The organism is Cupriavidus sp. FW305-26, assembly GCF_058787975.1.
Genome location: NZ_JBYTAH010000014.1, coordinates 54,758 through 69,202, shown reverse-complemented (window position 1 = coordinate 69,202; position 14,445 = coordinate 54,758). Strand labels below are relative to the sequence as shown.

Sequence of the window (14,445 nt, the reverse complement as noted above, 5' to 3'; positions counted from 1 at the left end):
GTCCTCACTCCCGATACAGATTCACCACCTTGGCGCCGCTGCTGCGCAGCGACGGGCGGTAGTCGAGCAGGCGCGACAACTCGCCCGCGGTATCCCTGACCTTCTCCACCATCGCATCCAGTTGCGCCGGATCGATATGCGCGGCGGGGATGGTGGCGCCCAACGCCGCCACCACCTTGCCGGTGCGGTCGCGCACGGGCGCGGCGATGGTGGAAATGCTGGCTTCGAAAAAGCCTTCCTGCAGCACGTAGCCGCGCTCGCGGTCGCGCTGCACGATCTCGTGCAGCTCGTCGACGGTGCGCGGCGTGCTCTCGGAAAACACCGCAAGCTGCGTCTCCGGGTACAGCGTGCGCAGCTCCGCCAGCGACAGGTCTTCCAGCAGCACGCGCCCCAGCACCGTGGCATGCGCGGGCAGGCGCGTGCCGACGTTGACCGAGCTGGCAAACGGCCGCGGCGACACCGCCTTGGCCACGTAGACGATCGAACGCCCGTCGCGCACCACCAGGTTGCTGGGATAGCCGATCTCGTCGCGCAGCCGCTCCAGCAGCGGGCGGCCCAGCTCGGTCAGCTCCAGCGACGCCAGGTATTCAAACCCCAGGCGCAGCACGGCCATGCCCAGCCGGAAATCCCGGCCGCCATCGGCGCGCTCGACAAAGCCCAGCATTTCCAGCGTGGCCAGCAGGCGGAACACGGTCGAGCGCGGCACCTTCAGGCGGCGCGCCAGTTCCGCTGCCGACATGGTGCGGTCCTTGCTGCTGAACTCGCTCAGCAGGCGCAGGCCGCGCTCCAGGCCCGGGACGATGTACTTGTCCGGGGTTTCGCTGGCGGCGGGCGTGGCCGGGATGGGGTTGCTGCTCATGGCTTCGGTGGATGCGTGCTGACGGACGTTCGCCGGCATCAGCGCTTGATCTTCGTCAGCGGATGCTCGGGCGGGTAGGTCGGCGTGATCGGCTTCCTCGCGCCCAGCATCACGCACATCAGCGCGTCTTCCTCGCCGATGTTGATTTCCTCGCGGTAGACGCCCGGCGGCACCGAGACCAGGTCGCGGTCGGTCAGGATGGTCTCGTAGCGCTCGCCGTCCTTTTCCAGGATCAGCTTGACCTTGCCGCGCAGGATGAAGAACACCTCTTCCACGTCGGTGTGGATATGCGACGGGCCTTCATGGCCGGCCGGGATGATCATGGTGGAGAAGGTGAAATGCTCGCTCGGCACGGTGTTGGTGTCGGCGGCCACGCCGGTGCCGCCGGTGCCCAGGTAGCGCATCTGCGCGCGGCGGTACTTGGGGTCGTAGTCGGCCTGGAACTTCAGCGCGTCCCAGTCGTACTTGCGCGTGGAGAAGCGCGCCACGCGGCTTTCCATCCATTGGTCGAACGAAGCGTTCTCCGGCTGGTCCCAGGAACGCTTGATGTTTTGCGGTTGAGAAAGATCGCTCATTTGGATTCCTTCTGTTTTCAGTGGATCGGTTGGATCAATGCATGACAAAGCCGCCGTTGACCGCCAGCGTCTGGCCGGTCACGAAACGGGCGAGGTCGGACAGTGCAAACAGCACCGCGCCGCAAACATCGTCGGGCAGTTGCTCGCGCGTGATCGCGCGCTGCTCGCGGTACAGGTCGTGCCGGTGCTGCGGCACGTATTCGGTGGCTTCCACCAGCGTCAGGCCCGGGGCCACGGCGTTCACCGTGATCTGGTCCTTGCCCAGTTCACGCGCCAGCGAACGGGTCATGCCGATGATGGCGCTCTTGCTCGCCACGTAGGCAAGCAGGTTGGGCGCGCCCCACAGCGGCGTGTCCGAAGCCAGGTTGACGATGGCGCCGCGGCCGCTGGCGCGCAGCGCCGGCAGGCAGGCGGTGGTCATCAGCCAGGTGCCGCGCACGTTGACGTTCATCACGCGGTCCCAGGTGGCGATGTCGATGGCGGCGGCGTCACGGCCGCCGGAATCCGTCACGGCGGCGTTGTTGACCAGGCCGTCGAGCCCGCCCAGCGCCTTGACCGCGGCCTCGGCGCAAGCCTGCACCGAGGCCGGATCGGACAGGTCCAGCGTGACCGGCACCACCTTCAGGCCGCGGGCGCGCAGGGCGTCGGCTTCCTGCTGCAGGCGCTCGGCCAGGATGTCGGCCATGGCCACAGTGGCGCCGGCTTCGGCCAGCGCCTTGACGAAGGCCAGGCCCAGTCCGCGCGCGGCGCCGGTGACCAGCACCTTGCGCCCGGCCAGCAGCGTGTTGTTGGTGTTTGCCTCAGGCATGGCTGGCGGCTCCGGCGGGTTGCAGCATGGCGACGGGCTCGTCGGCCACTTCCTGCTCGGCGCGGCGCTTGAGCAGGCGGCGCACGCGGGTAATGCCGGCGTCGTGCTGGTACAGCATCTCGTGGTCGCGCGCGTTCGGGGCCATCATTTCCAGCACCACGCGGTCCTGCTCCAGCACGTCCCAGTGCAGCTGCTCCAGGCGGTTGCGGTACAGGAAGCGCCACACGTCGCGCTCCCAGCCCTGCACGTGGCGGGTACGCCAGAAGAACACCATGCAGTGGTCTTCATCCACCGGCGTGGCCATGCCGACGATGCCGAACGGGCCGCCGGGGCCGACGCTGGCGCGGTACGGAATCGCCAGGCGCAGCCACAGCGTGCCGGTCTCGCCAAATTCCACCCAGTCGAAATTGACGCCGCGCTGGCCGGTCTTCTCGAACACCAGGCCGTGCTCGGTCTCGCGCACCTGCATCACGGCGGACTTCTCGCCGCTGGCCATCGAGTGCGACACCGCATGCAGGTAGGCGCCGTGCATCGGGTCCATCACGTTGTCGATGGCGTAGCGATAGTTGCAGTCCCAGTGCGCCACGCACAGGAAGTTGCTGTGTTCCTCGCTGACCAGTTCTTCCGGCAGGCGCAGTTCGTCGGGGCTGCCCTCGCCTTGCGGGGCCTGGTCCCCGAACCACAGGAAGATGGCGCCGGCCTTCTCCTGCACCGGGTAGCTGCGCACGCAGGTGCGGCCTTCCAGCGGGCAGCTTTCCACCGCCGGCACGCTCTTGACCTGGCCATCGCCGCCGACCTCGACGCCGTGGTACCAGCAGGCAACGCGGTCGCCCAGGTTCCAGCCCATCGACAGGCGCGCGCCGCGGTGCGGGCAGCGGTCTTCCAGGGCGTGGACCTGGCCTTCGCCGTCGCGCCACAGCACGATGTTCTGGCTCAGGCGGGTAATGCCGATCGGGGCATGGGACACCGCCCACGAGGCGGCGACCGGGTACCAGTAGTTGCGCAGGCCGGTGTTCAGGCGGGCTTCGGTGCGGGCTTGCTTGTTCGATTCCATGGTTTTCTCGCTTCGAGGCTGGACTTGGACTGGGGCGGGCTCAGGCACCCAGCCGGCGCATTTCGGACAGGAAGCGCTCTTCGGTCCAGGGCTGGCCGTCCACGCCCAGGAAGCCGGCGTCATTGAAGGCGCGCACGATGTCCTGCGGGTTCTGCGCGCCGCCTTCGAACGCGGCTTCGAGGGCATCGCCCAGCGCGTTCTCATAGGCGGTCGGCGCGGCGGCGCGGGTCTGCCAGACGATGTTGGCGACCTTGCCGGGCTGCTCGATATGGCCCTTGCCTGCCACGTTGTTCGGCGCCGGACGCTCCCAGGGCACCAGGTTCGGGTTGTACGAGAGGCTTTCCATTGCGCTTTGCTCCATGTCTTGCAGCGGGGGGACCGTGTTCCGCGTGCCTCGCCGACCGGTCTTGCGATCGCCTGGCTACGTTTTACTAATGAAACACTGGTTTAGATATTGAACACAGGTACGACTATAGACAACGCGGCCGCAAAAATTGACTGGGGTTAACCCGCGATCGGCATACGAAATCTGGAACGGGTGGCGCAAGCTGCGCGACACCGCTCGGGATGCGGCGGCAGGCGCCGCCGCGGTGGCTTCAGGTGGCGTCGTCCAGCACCGAGCGGATCAGCCGCGCGGTGGCGGCGGCCTGGTCGATATAGCAGGCGTGGCCGGCATCGGGGATCAGCGAGAACGGCAGGCCGAAGCGTTCGGCCAGCGTGCCGCAGGCTGGCGGCGTGGTGACGACATCGCGGCTGCCGCAGGCGATCTGCGTGGGCAAGGCATCGGGGCGCCGCGCCAGGTAGGCGTGGATGTCGTCGCCGCACAGCATCGCCACCGCCTGGCGGTAGCCGTCCGGGTTCAGCCGCTGCATGTTCCAGCGCACCCATGCCTGGGCGCCGGGGTCGGCTTCCTCGCTCAGCAGCCGGGCCGGGCCGCGTTGCGCCAGGCCATCGACGCCCAGGGATTCCAGCGCCTCCAGCCGCTGCCGCGCCACTTCCCTTGCCTGCGCCTCCCTGCCCGCGCCGCCGTAGCCTTGCGCCACGCTGAGCAACAGCAGGCGCGCGGGCAGCTGGCGCGCGTTGGCAACATAGGCCGCCGCCATCAGCGCGCCCAGCGAATGCCCGACGATCAACGCCGGCTGCACGCCCAGTGCCTGCAGCAGCCGGTCCAGCCGCTGCGCGTAGTCCGACGCCAGCGGCCGCGCCTGCGGCAGCGGCGACGAATCGCCATAGCCCGGCGCATCCCAGGCGATCACCCGCGCGTGCGCGGCCAGCAGGCTCGCGCACGGCAGCCACGACGCCGCCCCGGAACTGATGCCGTGCAGCAGCACGACCGCCGGGCCCGTGCTCCCGCCGCTGCGGTAAGCCACGCGCTCGCCGTCCGCGCCCACCTGCACCACGCGCTGGGCAAACCCGCTGTCGAGGGCTTCCAGCAACTGCCGGTCTGGCTCGGCCAGGATGTGGGGCTGATTTTGTTCCATATATAAAACTTAGGTTTGAGAATAAAACTTTTAAAGCATAGGCGTGTCGGGGCCCAGCCGGGATGAGGGTTAACGATAGAAAGATCGGAAACCTCCGCGCAGAGCCGGCGTTAGCCGTCGCGGCGTCGCCTCACTAGGGATAACCCTCCTCACATCTTGTGGAAACTCGCAGCTATATTTTGCTTGACGTTTCTTATGTTGTTTGATGTTTCATATATAAAACACAAAAGAGACCGAAACAGCATCCGCAGCCGCCATCCGCAGTGGCAGCGGACGACAAGACGACAAAACGGAAAACGGAAGGAAACTGGTAGATGAAACTTGCACGAATCGCCGCAGGCCTGGCCGCGGCTTTCCCCCTGCTGGCCTCGGCACAATCCTCGGTCACCCTGTACGGGGTCATCGACACGGGCGTCGAGTATGTGAGCAATGTCGGCGCCAACGGCGACGGCCTGGTGCGCATGCCCAACCTGACCGCGACCGTGCCCTCGCGCTGGGGCATCCGCGGCACTGAAGACCTTGGCGGCGGCCTGAAGAGCATCTTCGTGCTGGAGTCGGGCTTCTCGCCGGATTCGGGCACCTCCAACCAGGGCGGCCGCCTGTTCGGGCGCCAGGCGCTGGTCGGGCTGAGCAACCAGTACGGGCAGCTGTCGTTCGGCCGCCAGTACACCATGCTGTTCTGGGCCACGCTCGACAGCGATGTCCTGGGGCCCAACGTGTACGGCTCGGGCTCGCTCGACAGCTACCTGCCCAATACGCGCGCCGACAACGCGGTGTCGTACAAGGCCAACTTCAGCGGTTTCGTGGTGGGCGCCACCTACAGCTTCGGGCGCGATGCGGTCAACGCCGGCCCCAGCCCCTCGGGCACCAACTGCGCCGGCGAGAACGCCACCGACAAGAAGGCGTGCCGCCAGTGGTCGGCCATGCTCGGCTACGACAACAAGACCTGGGGCGTCACCGCCGCGTATGACTCGCAGCGCGGCGGCCCGGGCGCCTTCGGCGGCCTGACCAACAGCAACCTGACCGACGACCGCCTGTCGCTCGGCGGCTACATGCTGTTCCAGCGCACCAAGATCGGCGCCGGCTGGATCCGCCGCGACAACGAGGGCAGCCCCACCCCGATCAGCGACCTGTACTACGCCGGCGCGTCCTACGACATCACCCCCGCGGTCAACCTGGCCGGCCAGGTCTACTTCCTGAACTACCACGGCAGCGACAACCAGGCCATGCTGTATACGCTGCGCGCGATGTACAGCTTCAGCAAGCGCACCTCGGTGTACGCCACCGCCGGCTTCATCAACAACGGCGGCCAGCTGGCCATGTCGGTCAGCGGCGGCTCGCCTGGCTCGAACCCGCGCCCGGGCGAGAACCAGTGGGGCTCGATGATCGGCATCAAGCACGTTTTCTGATTTCCTCCGCGCCCCCCGGCGGTACCGTCCGGCGCATGCAAGGCGCCGGACGCCAACACAGCCATTGGCCCCGGCCCGTCCGGGCGCCACGTCTTACAGAGGTCTGAACATCATGAAGTCCGTACGCCGCAAAGTACTCGCCACGCTGGCCGCCGCGACCGCCCTGGTCGCTGCCACCGGCGGCACCGCCCTGGCCCAGGGTGCGTACCCGAACAAGCCCATCACCATCGTTGTAGCCTATCCGGCCGGCGGCGACGTCGACGTGCTGGCGCGCCTGTTCGCGGAAAAGCTCGCCCCGCGCCTGAAGCAGTCGGTGGTGGTGGAAAACCGCACCGGCGCCGCCGGCACCATCGGCAGCGCCTACGTGGCGCGCGCCAACCCGGACGGCTACACCCTGCTGCTGGCCCCCAACACCGTCGCCCTCGCGCCGCTGGTGCTCAAGGCCGGCACCGGCGCCAGCTATGACGTGCAGCACGACCTCACTCCCATCAGCCAGATCGGCACGCAGTCGCTGTTCGTGGTCGTCAACAAGGGCAGCGGCATCACCAAGGTCAGCGAGCTGGTGGCGCGCGCCAAGGCCGGCAAGGTGGAAACCTATGCCACGCCCGGCAATGGCTCGCCGATGCACATCATGGGCGAAATGTTCAACAAGTCCGCCGGCATCAAGATCAGCCAGGTGCCCTACCGCGGCTTGGCGCCGGCCATCGTCGACGTGATCGGCGGGCAGGTGCCGGTGACCTACATCACCTATGGCGCAATCTCGCAGTATGTCGGCAACGGCAGCCTGGTGCCGCTGGCGGTTGCGGACCAGAAGCGCTCGCCGTTCGCGCCCAACGTGCCGACGCTGGCCGAGCTGGGCTACAAGGACGTGGAAATCGGCGCCTGGCAGGCCCTGCTCGGACCCAAGGGCATGCCGGCCGACCTGGTGCGCACGCTCAACACGCACGTCAACGAGATCCTGAAGATGCCCGACGTGGTGGCGCGCATGGCCACCATCGCGGTCACGCCTGCGGGCGGCGAGCCGGCGGTGCTGTCGAAGCTGATCGCCGCCGACACCGCCCGCTACACCAAGGTGGTCAAGGAGTTCGGCATCCAGGCGGACTAGCCTGAGGCCGGACCGCCAGGCGTCCCCGCCGCGTGCGGGACGCCTGGCTTTCAGCGCAGCAAACCGTACGCGCCAGGTGTAAGAATTACCCGCGGCGCGGCGACTCCCGCGCCACAGCCGCCATCGTTGCAAAGTGGCCCGGAAGTTGCTGGGTAGCGCGCATGGACCTGTCGTTCGACTGGCGCGAAGCCCTCCTCCTGACCCTGTCCCCGCTCGAGATCATCGTGCGCGGCACGTTGATGTACTGGGTGCTGTTCCTGCTGTTCCGCTTCGTGGTCCGGCGCGACATCGGCTCGCTGGGCATCGCCGACCTGCTGTTGGTGGTGATCGTCGCCGACGCCGCGCAGAACGGCATGGCAGGCAACGGCGAGAGCGTCGCCGATGCCGTGCTGCTGGTGGTCACGCTGATCGCCTGGAACCGGCTGATCGACCTGCTGGCCTACCACTCCCCCGCTTTCCAGCGCTTTGCCGAACCCAGGAAGGTGCTGCTGGTGCGCAATGGCACCAAGCTGCGCGAGAACATGCGGCGCGAATCCATCACCGACGAAGAGCTCGAAGCCAAGTACCGGCAGGAGGGACTGGAATCGATCGACGAGGTCAAGGCGCTGTACCTGGAGGCCGACGGCAAGGTCAGCGTGGTCAAGAAGAAGTAAGCGCCTGGCCGGCGCATGGCACCGGCCGGCCGAGGCAGCCCTTGCTGCCTTAGAGATCGGCGAACCTGCGCCCCTGCGCCGCCAGTTCCTCCAGCAGTGGCGCCGGCGCGAAGTCCGCGCCATACAGCGCCTCATAGCGCCGCATCGCCGCCAGCACCTTGTCCAGCCCGATGGTGTCGGCATAGAACATCGGGCCGCCGCGATACACCGGCCAGCCGTAGCCGTTCACCCAGATCACGTCGATGTCCGAGGCGCGGATCGCCTTGCCTTCCTGCAGGATCTTCGCGCCTTCGTTGATCATCGGATAGATGCAGCGCTCCAGGATCTCCTGCTCCGACACCACGCGGCTGTTCCTGCCCTGTTTCGCGGCGAAGTCGCGAATGACCTGCTCGACCACCGGCGACGGCTTCGCGTTGCGCTGTTCGTCGTAGTCGTAGTAGCCGGCGCCGGCCTTCTGCCCGCGGCGGTCCATCTCGCACAGCACCTCGCGCAGCGTCGAGCCGCTGGACTTCTCGCGCACCCAGCCAAGGTCAAGCCCGGCGAGATCGCTCATGGCGAAGGGGCCCATCGGAAAGCCGAAGTCGTACAGCACGCGGTCCACGTCCCACGGCAGCGCCCCGTCCAGCACCAGCTTCTGGGCCTCGCGCTGGCGCTGGGCCAGCATGCGGTTGCCGACAAAACCCGGGCATACCCCGACCAGCGCCGCGACCTTGCCGATCTTGCGCGCGAGTTCCATCGCGGTGCGGATCACCGGCTTTGCGGTCTTGTCGCCGCGCACCACTTCCAGCAGCTTCATCACGTTGGCGGGCGAGAAGAAATGCAGGCCGATGACCGCCTCCGGGCGCGAGCTCGCGGCCGCGATCACGTTCACGTCCAGCGCCGAGGTATTGGTGGCAAGGATGGCGCCCGCTTTGGCGATCCGGTCCAGCTTGCCGAACAGCTCCTGCTTGACCTCCATGTTCTCGAACACCGCTTCGATGATCAGGTCGGCATCGGCCAGCAGCTGCAGGTCCAGCGTGGGCGTGAGCAGCGCCATGCGGGCCTCGACATCGGCCGCGCTCAGGCGCCCCTTGCGCGCGGTGTTGTCGTAGTTGGCCCGGATCGTCTTCAGGCCGCGGTCCAGCGCCTGCTGCGAGGACTCGACGATGGTCACCGGATAGCCGGCGTTGAGGAAGTTCATGGCGATGCCGCCGCCCATGGTGCCCGCGCCGACGATGCCGATGCGCCTGACCGCAAGGGCGGGCGTGTCGGCTCCCACATCCGGCACGTTCCATACCTGGCGCGAGGCAAAGAAGTAGTAGCGCTGGGCCGCCGACTGCGTGCCGTTGAGCAGTTCGGTGAACAGCTCGCGCTCGCGCTTCAGGCCGGCTTCGAATGGCAGCTCCACCGCCGCCTCGATGCAGCGGATATTGAACTCGGGCGCATCGAAGCCGCGAAAGCGCCGCGCATTGGCCTTGCGGAAGGCTGCGAACAGTTCCGGCTTGCCGCGAGCGGCCGCCACCTTGTCATCGGATTCGCGCACCTTGCGCAGGGGCCGCTTCTCGGCCACCACCTTGCGTGCGAACGCCACCGCGTCGGCACGCAACGAGGCGTCATCGGTCAGCAGGTCGACCAGACCCGTCTCCGCCGCTGCGCTGGCCGCCACGTGCGTGCCCGAGGTGACCATCTCCAGCGCCTGTTCCGGGCCCACGATACGCGGCAGCCGCTGGGTGCCGCCCGCCCCCGGCAGCAGGCCGAGATTGACTTCCGGCAGCCCGCACTTTGCCGAGCGCGTGGCAATGCGGTAGTGGCACACCAGCGCCAGCTCCAGCCCGCCGCCGAGCGCGGTGCCGTGGATGGCAGCCACCACCGGCTTGGGCGCGTCCTCGATCATGGCCTGCACCTCCGCCAGCGACGGGCCCGCCGGCGGCTTGCCAAACTCGGTGATGTCCGCGCCCGCGACAAAGGTCTTGCCGGCGCAGATCAGCACCACGGCCTTGACGGCATCGTCGGCGAGCGCGCGCGCCATGCCGTCGCGGATGCCGCTGCGCACGGCGGCGGACAGTGCATTGACGGGGGGCGAGTCGAGGCTCAGGACGGCGATGTCGGCGTCCACCGTGAGGTCGGTCACGGCGTTGATGGCGGTCATGGATCGGTTCTCCTGGATTGAATCGGTGTGGGGTGCCGGTGCAGGCCCGGCGGATGCTCAAGCGCCGCCCTGCGCCGGCGCGGGTCGACAATGCGCAGGGCCAGCACGAAGGCGGCGCACTTGACCACGATGGCGAGCGCGAACACCACCCAGAAGCGCACGCCCTGGGCCAGCAGGCCGCCGCAGACCGGGCCGATGGCCATCATCGCGTAGGTGGCGGTATCGGACACCGCCAGCAGCATGGGCCGGTCCTTGCGGCTGCCGAACTCCATCACGAGGTTGTCAGCCGAGATGAAGAAGCCGCCAAAGGCGGCCCCCAGCCCACAGAAGGCAAGCAGGAAGCCGGGCAGCGTGGTGCCGCACAACAGCAGCAGCGTTGCCGCCACCCACAGCGCGATGCTGGCCAGGAACACCAGCCGGTAGCCGTGGCGGTCGGCGATGCGGCCCCAGGCCAGGCTGCTGGTGGTCTGCGCCAGCAGGTAGGCCAGGCTCATGTAGCCCAGCACCGCACCGGACAGGTCGATATGGGTGCCGGCATAGATCGCATAGAACGGCATCGCCATCATGCCGGACGCCACCAGCGCGCGCGCCACGAAAAAACGCACGAAATCGCGGTCCGCACGCAGCAGCGCCGGCACCTCGGCCAGGCGGCGCAGGAAGCCCGCCGGCAGGCGCACGTCGTGCAGGGTCGGCTCGCGCATCTGCGTGAGCGCTGAAATGCCGATGCTGGTCAGCACAAAGGCCGCCAGGAAGGTGGCGGCATAGCCGTTGCCCAGCACCTGGTTGCCCACCAGGTAGCGCCCGCCCAGCCACGCCACCGCGGCCGCGGTGAGCCCGCCGCAGAAATTGCGCAGCGCGGTCAGCCGGCCGCGGCGCGCCAGTGGGATGATCTTGGAGGTCAGGTAGTTGAAGCTGACGTTCTGCACGCCGTTGAGCAGCCCGAACAGCAGCAGGAAGATGCCCGCCGCGACCAGCGCCGCCTCGCCCGACAGCCACAGCGCCGACAGCGCCAGCCCCAGGATCTGCGCGCGCACCAGCCAGCCCACCAGATAGATCAGCGGCAAGACGCGCGGGCGGTGCTCGATCAGCGTGGCGCCCCAGATCGACGACGCGGCCATGCCCGCATATTGCGCGGACAGCACGATGCCGACAGTCAGCTTGGAGCCGGACAGCAGGTACAGGTAGGCCGGCACGAAGGTGGGCGCGGTCACCAGCCGGAACCCGGTCATGCCCAGCATGCCGTGCGCCAGGTAGGCGCGGGCGTTGCGCGGCAGGTGCTGGTCGACATGCTGGAGATAGCACCGCTCAGCCTGTTCATGCGCGCTCAGGTCAGGCCCCTCGTCGGGGCCGGCTACCCGCTCGGGGGTCCGCTCGCCTGTCATGCGCCGAGACCTGTGCCGCCTGAATCCACCCAGCGCACGCAGTCCGGCGCCCGGGCACCGGGATACGAAACGGTTCGCTGGTCGAGCGAAGGCATGACGACGGGCACGGCTTGGTCTCCCTATGGCACCGGTCTGCGTTGGCAAGCTGCCTGTCCGGCATCGCACGCAACCGGCGCATCCCGTTTTTTAGTGATAGCAGTATGTTTTGAATGGATGCTACCACAGGAAACATCTTCAACGCCCGGCCTTCCTTTCACTGGGTGATTACGTCGAATTACCGCTTATTTCCTCGGATTTTTCGTGCTGCAGCGCAACCTCAGACATGACCCATGGCCTGCAATGCACGCACATAGGAGATCCGGCCGCTGCTCCCACCACATCCATTTTAGGTAATTGAGTATTGACGCTGCCAGATGCGACTTGTATAACGGGATACGCCGCCTGGCCGACCAGCCAGGTGCGGGCGACCTCACCGGCAGCGCGCCAGAGAAAGAGGCGTCCAGCGAAAGGCACCTGAGCACAAGGAGACACGCGTGGACGAGTTGGAGACCTTCCGGCAGCAGGCGCGCGCCTGGCTGGAGCAGAACTGTCCGGCCGAGATGCGGCAGCCGGTGCGCAACGAAGACGACATCTGCTGGGGCGGGCGCAGGTTCCGCTTCCAGTCCGAGGCCCAGCGCCAGTGGCTTGGCCGCATGGCCGACAAGGGCTGGACCGTGCCCGAATGGCCCACGGAATACGGCGGCGCCGGCCTGGCGCGCGAGCAGGCCAAGGTGCTGCGCGAGGAAATGGCCCGGCTCGGCTGCCGCGTGCCGCTGCAGAGTTTCGGCATCTCCATGCTTGGCCCCGCCCTGCTCAGGTACGGCACCGAAGCCCAGAAGCGCGAGCACCTGCCCCGCATCGCCCGCGGCGAAATCCGCTGGTGCCAGGGCTACTCCGAGCCCAACGCCGGTTCCGACCTGGCCGCGCTGCAGACCCGCGCCGAGGACCGCGGCGATCATTTCCTGGTCAACGGCCAGAAGGTGTGGACGTCCTATGCCGACCAGGCCGACTGGATCTTCTGCCTGGTGCGCACCGATGCTGCGGCGCAAAAGCACACCGGCATCAGCTTCCTGCTGTTCGACATGGAAACGCCGGGTGTGACGACCCGGCCCATCCTGCTGATCTCCGGCAAATCCCCCTTCTGCGAGACCTTCTTCGACGACGTCGCGGTGCCGCGCGCACAGCTGGTCGGCGAGCTCAACGGCGGCTGGGAGATTGCCAAGTACCTGCTCACCCACGAGCGCGAGATGATCAGCGCCATCGGCAGCCGCGGCATGCGGCAGCCGCTTGGCGCGCATGCGGCAAAGGCCATCGGGCTGGACGCCGCCGGCCGGCTCGACGAGCCGATGCTGCGCGCACGCGTCGCGCAGTTCGAGATCGACGAAGCCGCCTTTGCCGCGGCCGGCGAGCGGGTGCGCGACCTGGCCCGCCAGGGCGAGGGCATCGCGGCGTTCTCGTCGGTGCTCAAGTACTACGGCGCGGAACTGAACAAGCGCCGCTACGAGCTGCTGATGTCGATCGGCGGCAGCGACGCGCTGGAATGGGAAAGCGAGCGCAGCCAGCAGGGCGCGCTGGCACGCGCGTGGCTGCGCAGCAAGGCGAACTCGATCGAGGGCGGCACCAGCGAGGTCCAGCTCAACATCGTCGCCAAGCGCCTGCTCGGCCTGCCGGGCGCCTGAGCCCGGCCCTGTGCGCTTCCCCCCGCTGCCCCGTACCCAGACACGAGTCCGCCCATGCCCATCGTACTGAACCAGACGCAGGAAATGCTGCGCGACAGCGCCCTGACCTTCCTGCGCGAATCCGCCCCGATCTCCGCGCTGCGCATGCTGCGCGATACCCGCGACGAGACCGGCTTCTCCCGCGCCTTGTGGCAGCAGCTCGCTGAACTCGGCTTCGCCGGCGTGCTGGTGCCCGAGCAATATGGCGGCAGCGGCCTGGGCGTAGTGGAGGCCGGCGTCATCATGGAAGCGATCGGGCGCACGCTGGCGCCCTCGCCGTTCCTGTCCACCGCCGTGCTGGGCGCGGCGCTGCTCAGCCACTACGGCAGCGATGCGCAGCGCACGGCGATGCTGCCCGCCATCGCCGCCGGCCAGCACCTGACCGCGCTGGCACTGGAAGAGAGCGCCAGGCACCGGCCCACGCGCCATGCCCTGCGCGCAAGCGCCGACGGCGACGGCTTCCGCCTCGATGGCGACAAGGTCTTTGTCGTCGATGGCCACGTCGCCGACACCCTGATCGTGGCGGCGCGCACCGCCGGCGCGCGCGACGACCGCGACGGCATCACGCTCTTCCTGGTGCCCGCCGGCAGCGCCGGCCTCTCGATCGAGCGCACGGTCATGGCCGACGCCACCAATGCGGCGCGCGTGACCCTGCGCGAGGTCCGGCTGCCGGCCGCCGCTGTGCTGGGCACCCCCGGCAATGGCGCCGCCATGCTGGAGCGCGTGCTGGACGTGGGCCGCGCCGTGCTGGCATCCGAACTGCTCGGCATCGCCGACGAAACCTTCGACCGCACGCTTGCCTACCTGAAGGAGCGCCGCCAGTTCGGCCGCATCATCGGCGAGTACCAGGCGCTGCAGCACCGCGCCGCGCACCTGTTCACCGAGATCGAGATCACCCGCGCCGCCGTGCTGCAGTGCCAGCAGCGGCTCGATGCCGGCACGGACGACGCCGCCGGCCTGGTCTGCGTGGCCAAGGCGCGCGCTGGCACCACCGCGACTCTGGCCGTGCAGGAGGGCGTGCAGATGCATGGCGGCATCGGCATGACCGACGCGCTGGAGATCGGCTTCTTCATGAAGCGGGCACGCACCGCCCAGGAACTGCTCGGCGATACCAACGTCCAGTTGCAGCGCTGGGCGACGCTGCGCGGCTACTAGCCGGCGCGTCCCGCATACCGCCGCGGGACCATGGAAAACCACTAGCTTTTCCGCGCGGCGATCGGGTTGTTTTCGTTTC

13 protein-coding genes are annotated in these 14,445 nt (G+C 68.1%); 5 read left to right on the top strand and 8 right to left on the bottom strand.

The genetic code is table 11. The features are described 5' to 3' along the window. Positions 1–4 precede the first annotated feature (4 nt). The 6 genes from AC3WQZ_RS11000 to AC3WQZ_RS10975 all read right to left on the bottom strand — a co-directional run bounded on the left by AC3WQZ_RS11000 (position 5) and on the right by AC3WQZ_RS10975 (position 4,777). Positions 5–859, bottom strand: a complete 855-nt coding sequence (locus AC3WQZ_RS11000) for an IclR family transcriptional regulator (protein ID WP_058697875.1) — start codon at positions 857–859, stop codon at positions 5–7. Positions 860–897: 38 nt separating this feature from the next. Next, on the bottom strand, positions 898–1,434 hold the full coding sequence (locus AC3WQZ_RS10995; protein WP_058697854.1) for a cupin domain-containing protein: 537 nt from the start codon (positions 1,432–1,434) through the stop codon (positions 898–900). A 34-nt stretch (positions 1,435–1,468) separates the two neighbouring features. Then, complete coding sequence (locus AC3WQZ_RS10990; protein ID WP_010811687.1) at positions 1,469–2,242, bottom strand: SDR family oxidoreductase; 774 nt, start codon at positions 2,240–2,242, stop codon at positions 1,469–1,471. Further along, complete coding sequence (locus AC3WQZ_RS10985; protein WP_011616776.1) at positions 2,235–3,296, bottom strand: aromatic ring-hydroxylating dioxygenase subunit alpha; 1,062 nt, start codon at positions 3,294–3,296, stop codon at positions 2,235–2,237. Before AC3WQZ_RS10985 ends, AC3WQZ_RS10990 begins: the two co-directional genes overlap by 8 nt. 40 nt (positions 3,297–3,336) lie before the next feature. Beyond that, positions 3,337–3,642 (bottom strand): recombinase-like helix-turn-helix domain-containing protein, encoded by a 306-nt coding sequence (locus tag AC3WQZ_RS10980; RefSeq protein ID WP_010811689.1) that lies wholly within the window; start codon positions 3,640–3,642, stop codon positions 3,337–3,339. Between the two features lie 250 nt (positions 3,643–3,892). Beyond that, positions 3,893–4,777 (bottom strand): alpha/beta fold hydrolase, encoded by an 885-nt coding sequence (locus tag AC3WQZ_RS10975; protein ID WP_010811690.1) that lies wholly within the window; start codon positions 4,775–4,777, stop codon positions 3,893–3,895. Positions 4,778–5,091: 314 nt separating this feature from the next. On the opposite strand from AC3WQZ_RS10975, the gene AC3WQZ_RS10970 reads away from it, so the two are divergent. The 3 genes from AC3WQZ_RS10970 to AC3WQZ_RS10960 all read left to right on the top strand — a co-directional run bounded on the left by AC3WQZ_RS10970 (position 5,092) and on the right by AC3WQZ_RS10960 (position 7,944). Beyond that, positions 5,092–6,186: a porin gene (locus AC3WQZ_RS10970; protein WP_010811691.1), complete on the top strand. Its 1,095-nt coding sequence runs from the start codon at positions 5,092–5,094 to the stop codon at positions 6,184–6,186. Between the two features lie 112 nt (positions 6,187–6,298). Next, the gene (locus AC3WQZ_RS10965; RefSeq protein ID WP_010811692.1) at positions 6,299–7,291 is read left to right on the top strand and encodes a Bug family tripartite tricarboxylate transporter substrate binding protein; all 993 of its coding nucleotides are present in this window, start codon (positions 6,299–6,301) and stop codon (positions 7,289–7,291) included. Between the two features lie 161 nt (positions 7,292–7,452). Next, a complete protein-coding gene (locus AC3WQZ_RS10960) occupies positions 7,453–7,944 on the top strand; it encodes a DUF421 domain-containing protein (protein ID WP_010811693.1) in 492 nt (163 codons plus the stop codon). A gap of 49 nt (positions 7,945–7,993) precedes the next feature. Here the strand turns inward: AC3WQZ_RS10960 and AC3WQZ_RS10955 are convergent, their stop codons facing one another. Next, positions 7,994–10,072 (bottom strand): 3-hydroxyacyl-CoA dehydrogenase NAD-binding domain-containing protein, encoded by a 2,079-nt coding sequence (locus AC3WQZ_RS10955; protein WP_492300541.1) that lies wholly within the window; start codon positions 10,070–10,072, stop codon positions 7,994–7,996. After that, on the bottom strand, positions 10,069–11,454 hold the full coding sequence (locus AC3WQZ_RS10950; protein ID WP_439669771.1) for an MFS transporter: 1,386 nt from the start codon (positions 11,452–11,454) through the stop codon (positions 10,069–10,071). The genes AC3WQZ_RS10955 and AC3WQZ_RS10950 overlap by 4 nt, the downstream gene beginning before the upstream one ends. A 533-nt stretch (positions 11,455–11,987) precedes the next feature. Between AC3WQZ_RS10950 and AC3WQZ_RS10945 the strand changes: the two genes are divergently transcribed. Together AC3WQZ_RS10945 and AC3WQZ_RS10940 are read left to right on the top strand one after the other, a co-directional pair. Beyond that, complete coding sequence (locus tag AC3WQZ_RS10945; protein ID WP_011616773.1) at positions 11,988–13,172, top strand: acyl-CoA dehydrogenase family protein; 1,185 nt, start codon at positions 11,988–11,990, stop codon at positions 13,170–13,172. Positions 13,173–13,226: 54 nt separating this feature from the next. Continuing rightward, on the top strand, positions 13,227–14,366 hold the full coding sequence (locus tag AC3WQZ_RS10940) for an acyl-CoA dehydrogenase family protein (protein ID WP_010811697.1): 1,140 nt from the start codon (positions 13,227–13,229) through the stop codon (positions 14,364–14,366). The last annotated feature ends 79 nt before the right edge of the window (positions 14,367–14,445 follow it).

Bases quoted from the DNA above. Each gene is read 5' to 3' on its own strand.
- AC3WQZ_RS10990 (WP_010811687.1), bottom strand. From the start codon at position 2,242: ATGCCTGAGGCAAACACCAACAACACGCTGCTGGCCGGGCGCAAGGTG.
- AC3WQZ_RS10960 (WP_010811693.1), top strand. From the start codon at position 7,453: ATGGACCTGTCGTTCGACTGGCGCGAAGCCCTCCTCCTGACCCTGTCC.
- AC3WQZ_RS10950 (WP_439669771.1), bottom strand. From the start codon at position 11,454: ATGACAGGCGAGCGGACCCCCGAGCGGGTAGCCGGCCCCGACGAGGGG.
- AC3WQZ_RS10940 (WP_010811697.1), top strand. From the start codon at position 13,227: ATGCCCATCGTACTGAACCAGACGCAGGAAATGCTGCGCGACAGCGCC.
- AC3WQZ_RS10985 (WP_011616776.1), bottom strand. From the start codon at position 3,296: ATGGAATCGAACAAGCAAGCCCGCACCGAAGCCCGCCTGAACACCGGC.
- AC3WQZ_RS10955 (WP_492300541.1), bottom strand. From the start codon at position 10,072: ATGACCGCCATCAACGCCGTGACCGACCTCACGGTGGACGCCGACATC.
- AC3WQZ_RS10970 (WP_010811691.1), top strand. From the start codon at position 5,092: ATGAAACTTGCACGAATCGCCGCAGGCCTGGCCGCGGCTTTCCCCCTG.
- AC3WQZ_RS10965 (WP_010811692.1), top strand. From the start codon at position 6,299: ATGAAGTCCGTACGCCGCAAAGTACTCGCCACGCTGGCCGCCGCGACC.
- AC3WQZ_RS11000 (WP_058697875.1), bottom strand. From the start codon at position 859: ATGAGCAGCAACCCCATCCCGGCCACGCCCGCCGCCAGCGAAACCCCG.
- AC3WQZ_RS10975 (WP_010811690.1), bottom strand. From the start codon at position 4,777: ATGGAACAAAATCAGCCCCACATCCTGGCCGAGCCAGACCGGCAGTTG.
- AC3WQZ_RS10995 (WP_058697854.1), bottom strand. From the start codon at position 1,434: ATGAGCGATCTTTCTCAACCGCAAAACATCAAGCGTTCCTGGGACCAG.
- AC3WQZ_RS10980 (WP_010811689.1), bottom strand. From the start codon at position 3,642: ATGGAAAGCCTCTCGTACAACCCGAACCTGGTGCCCTGGGAGCGTCCG.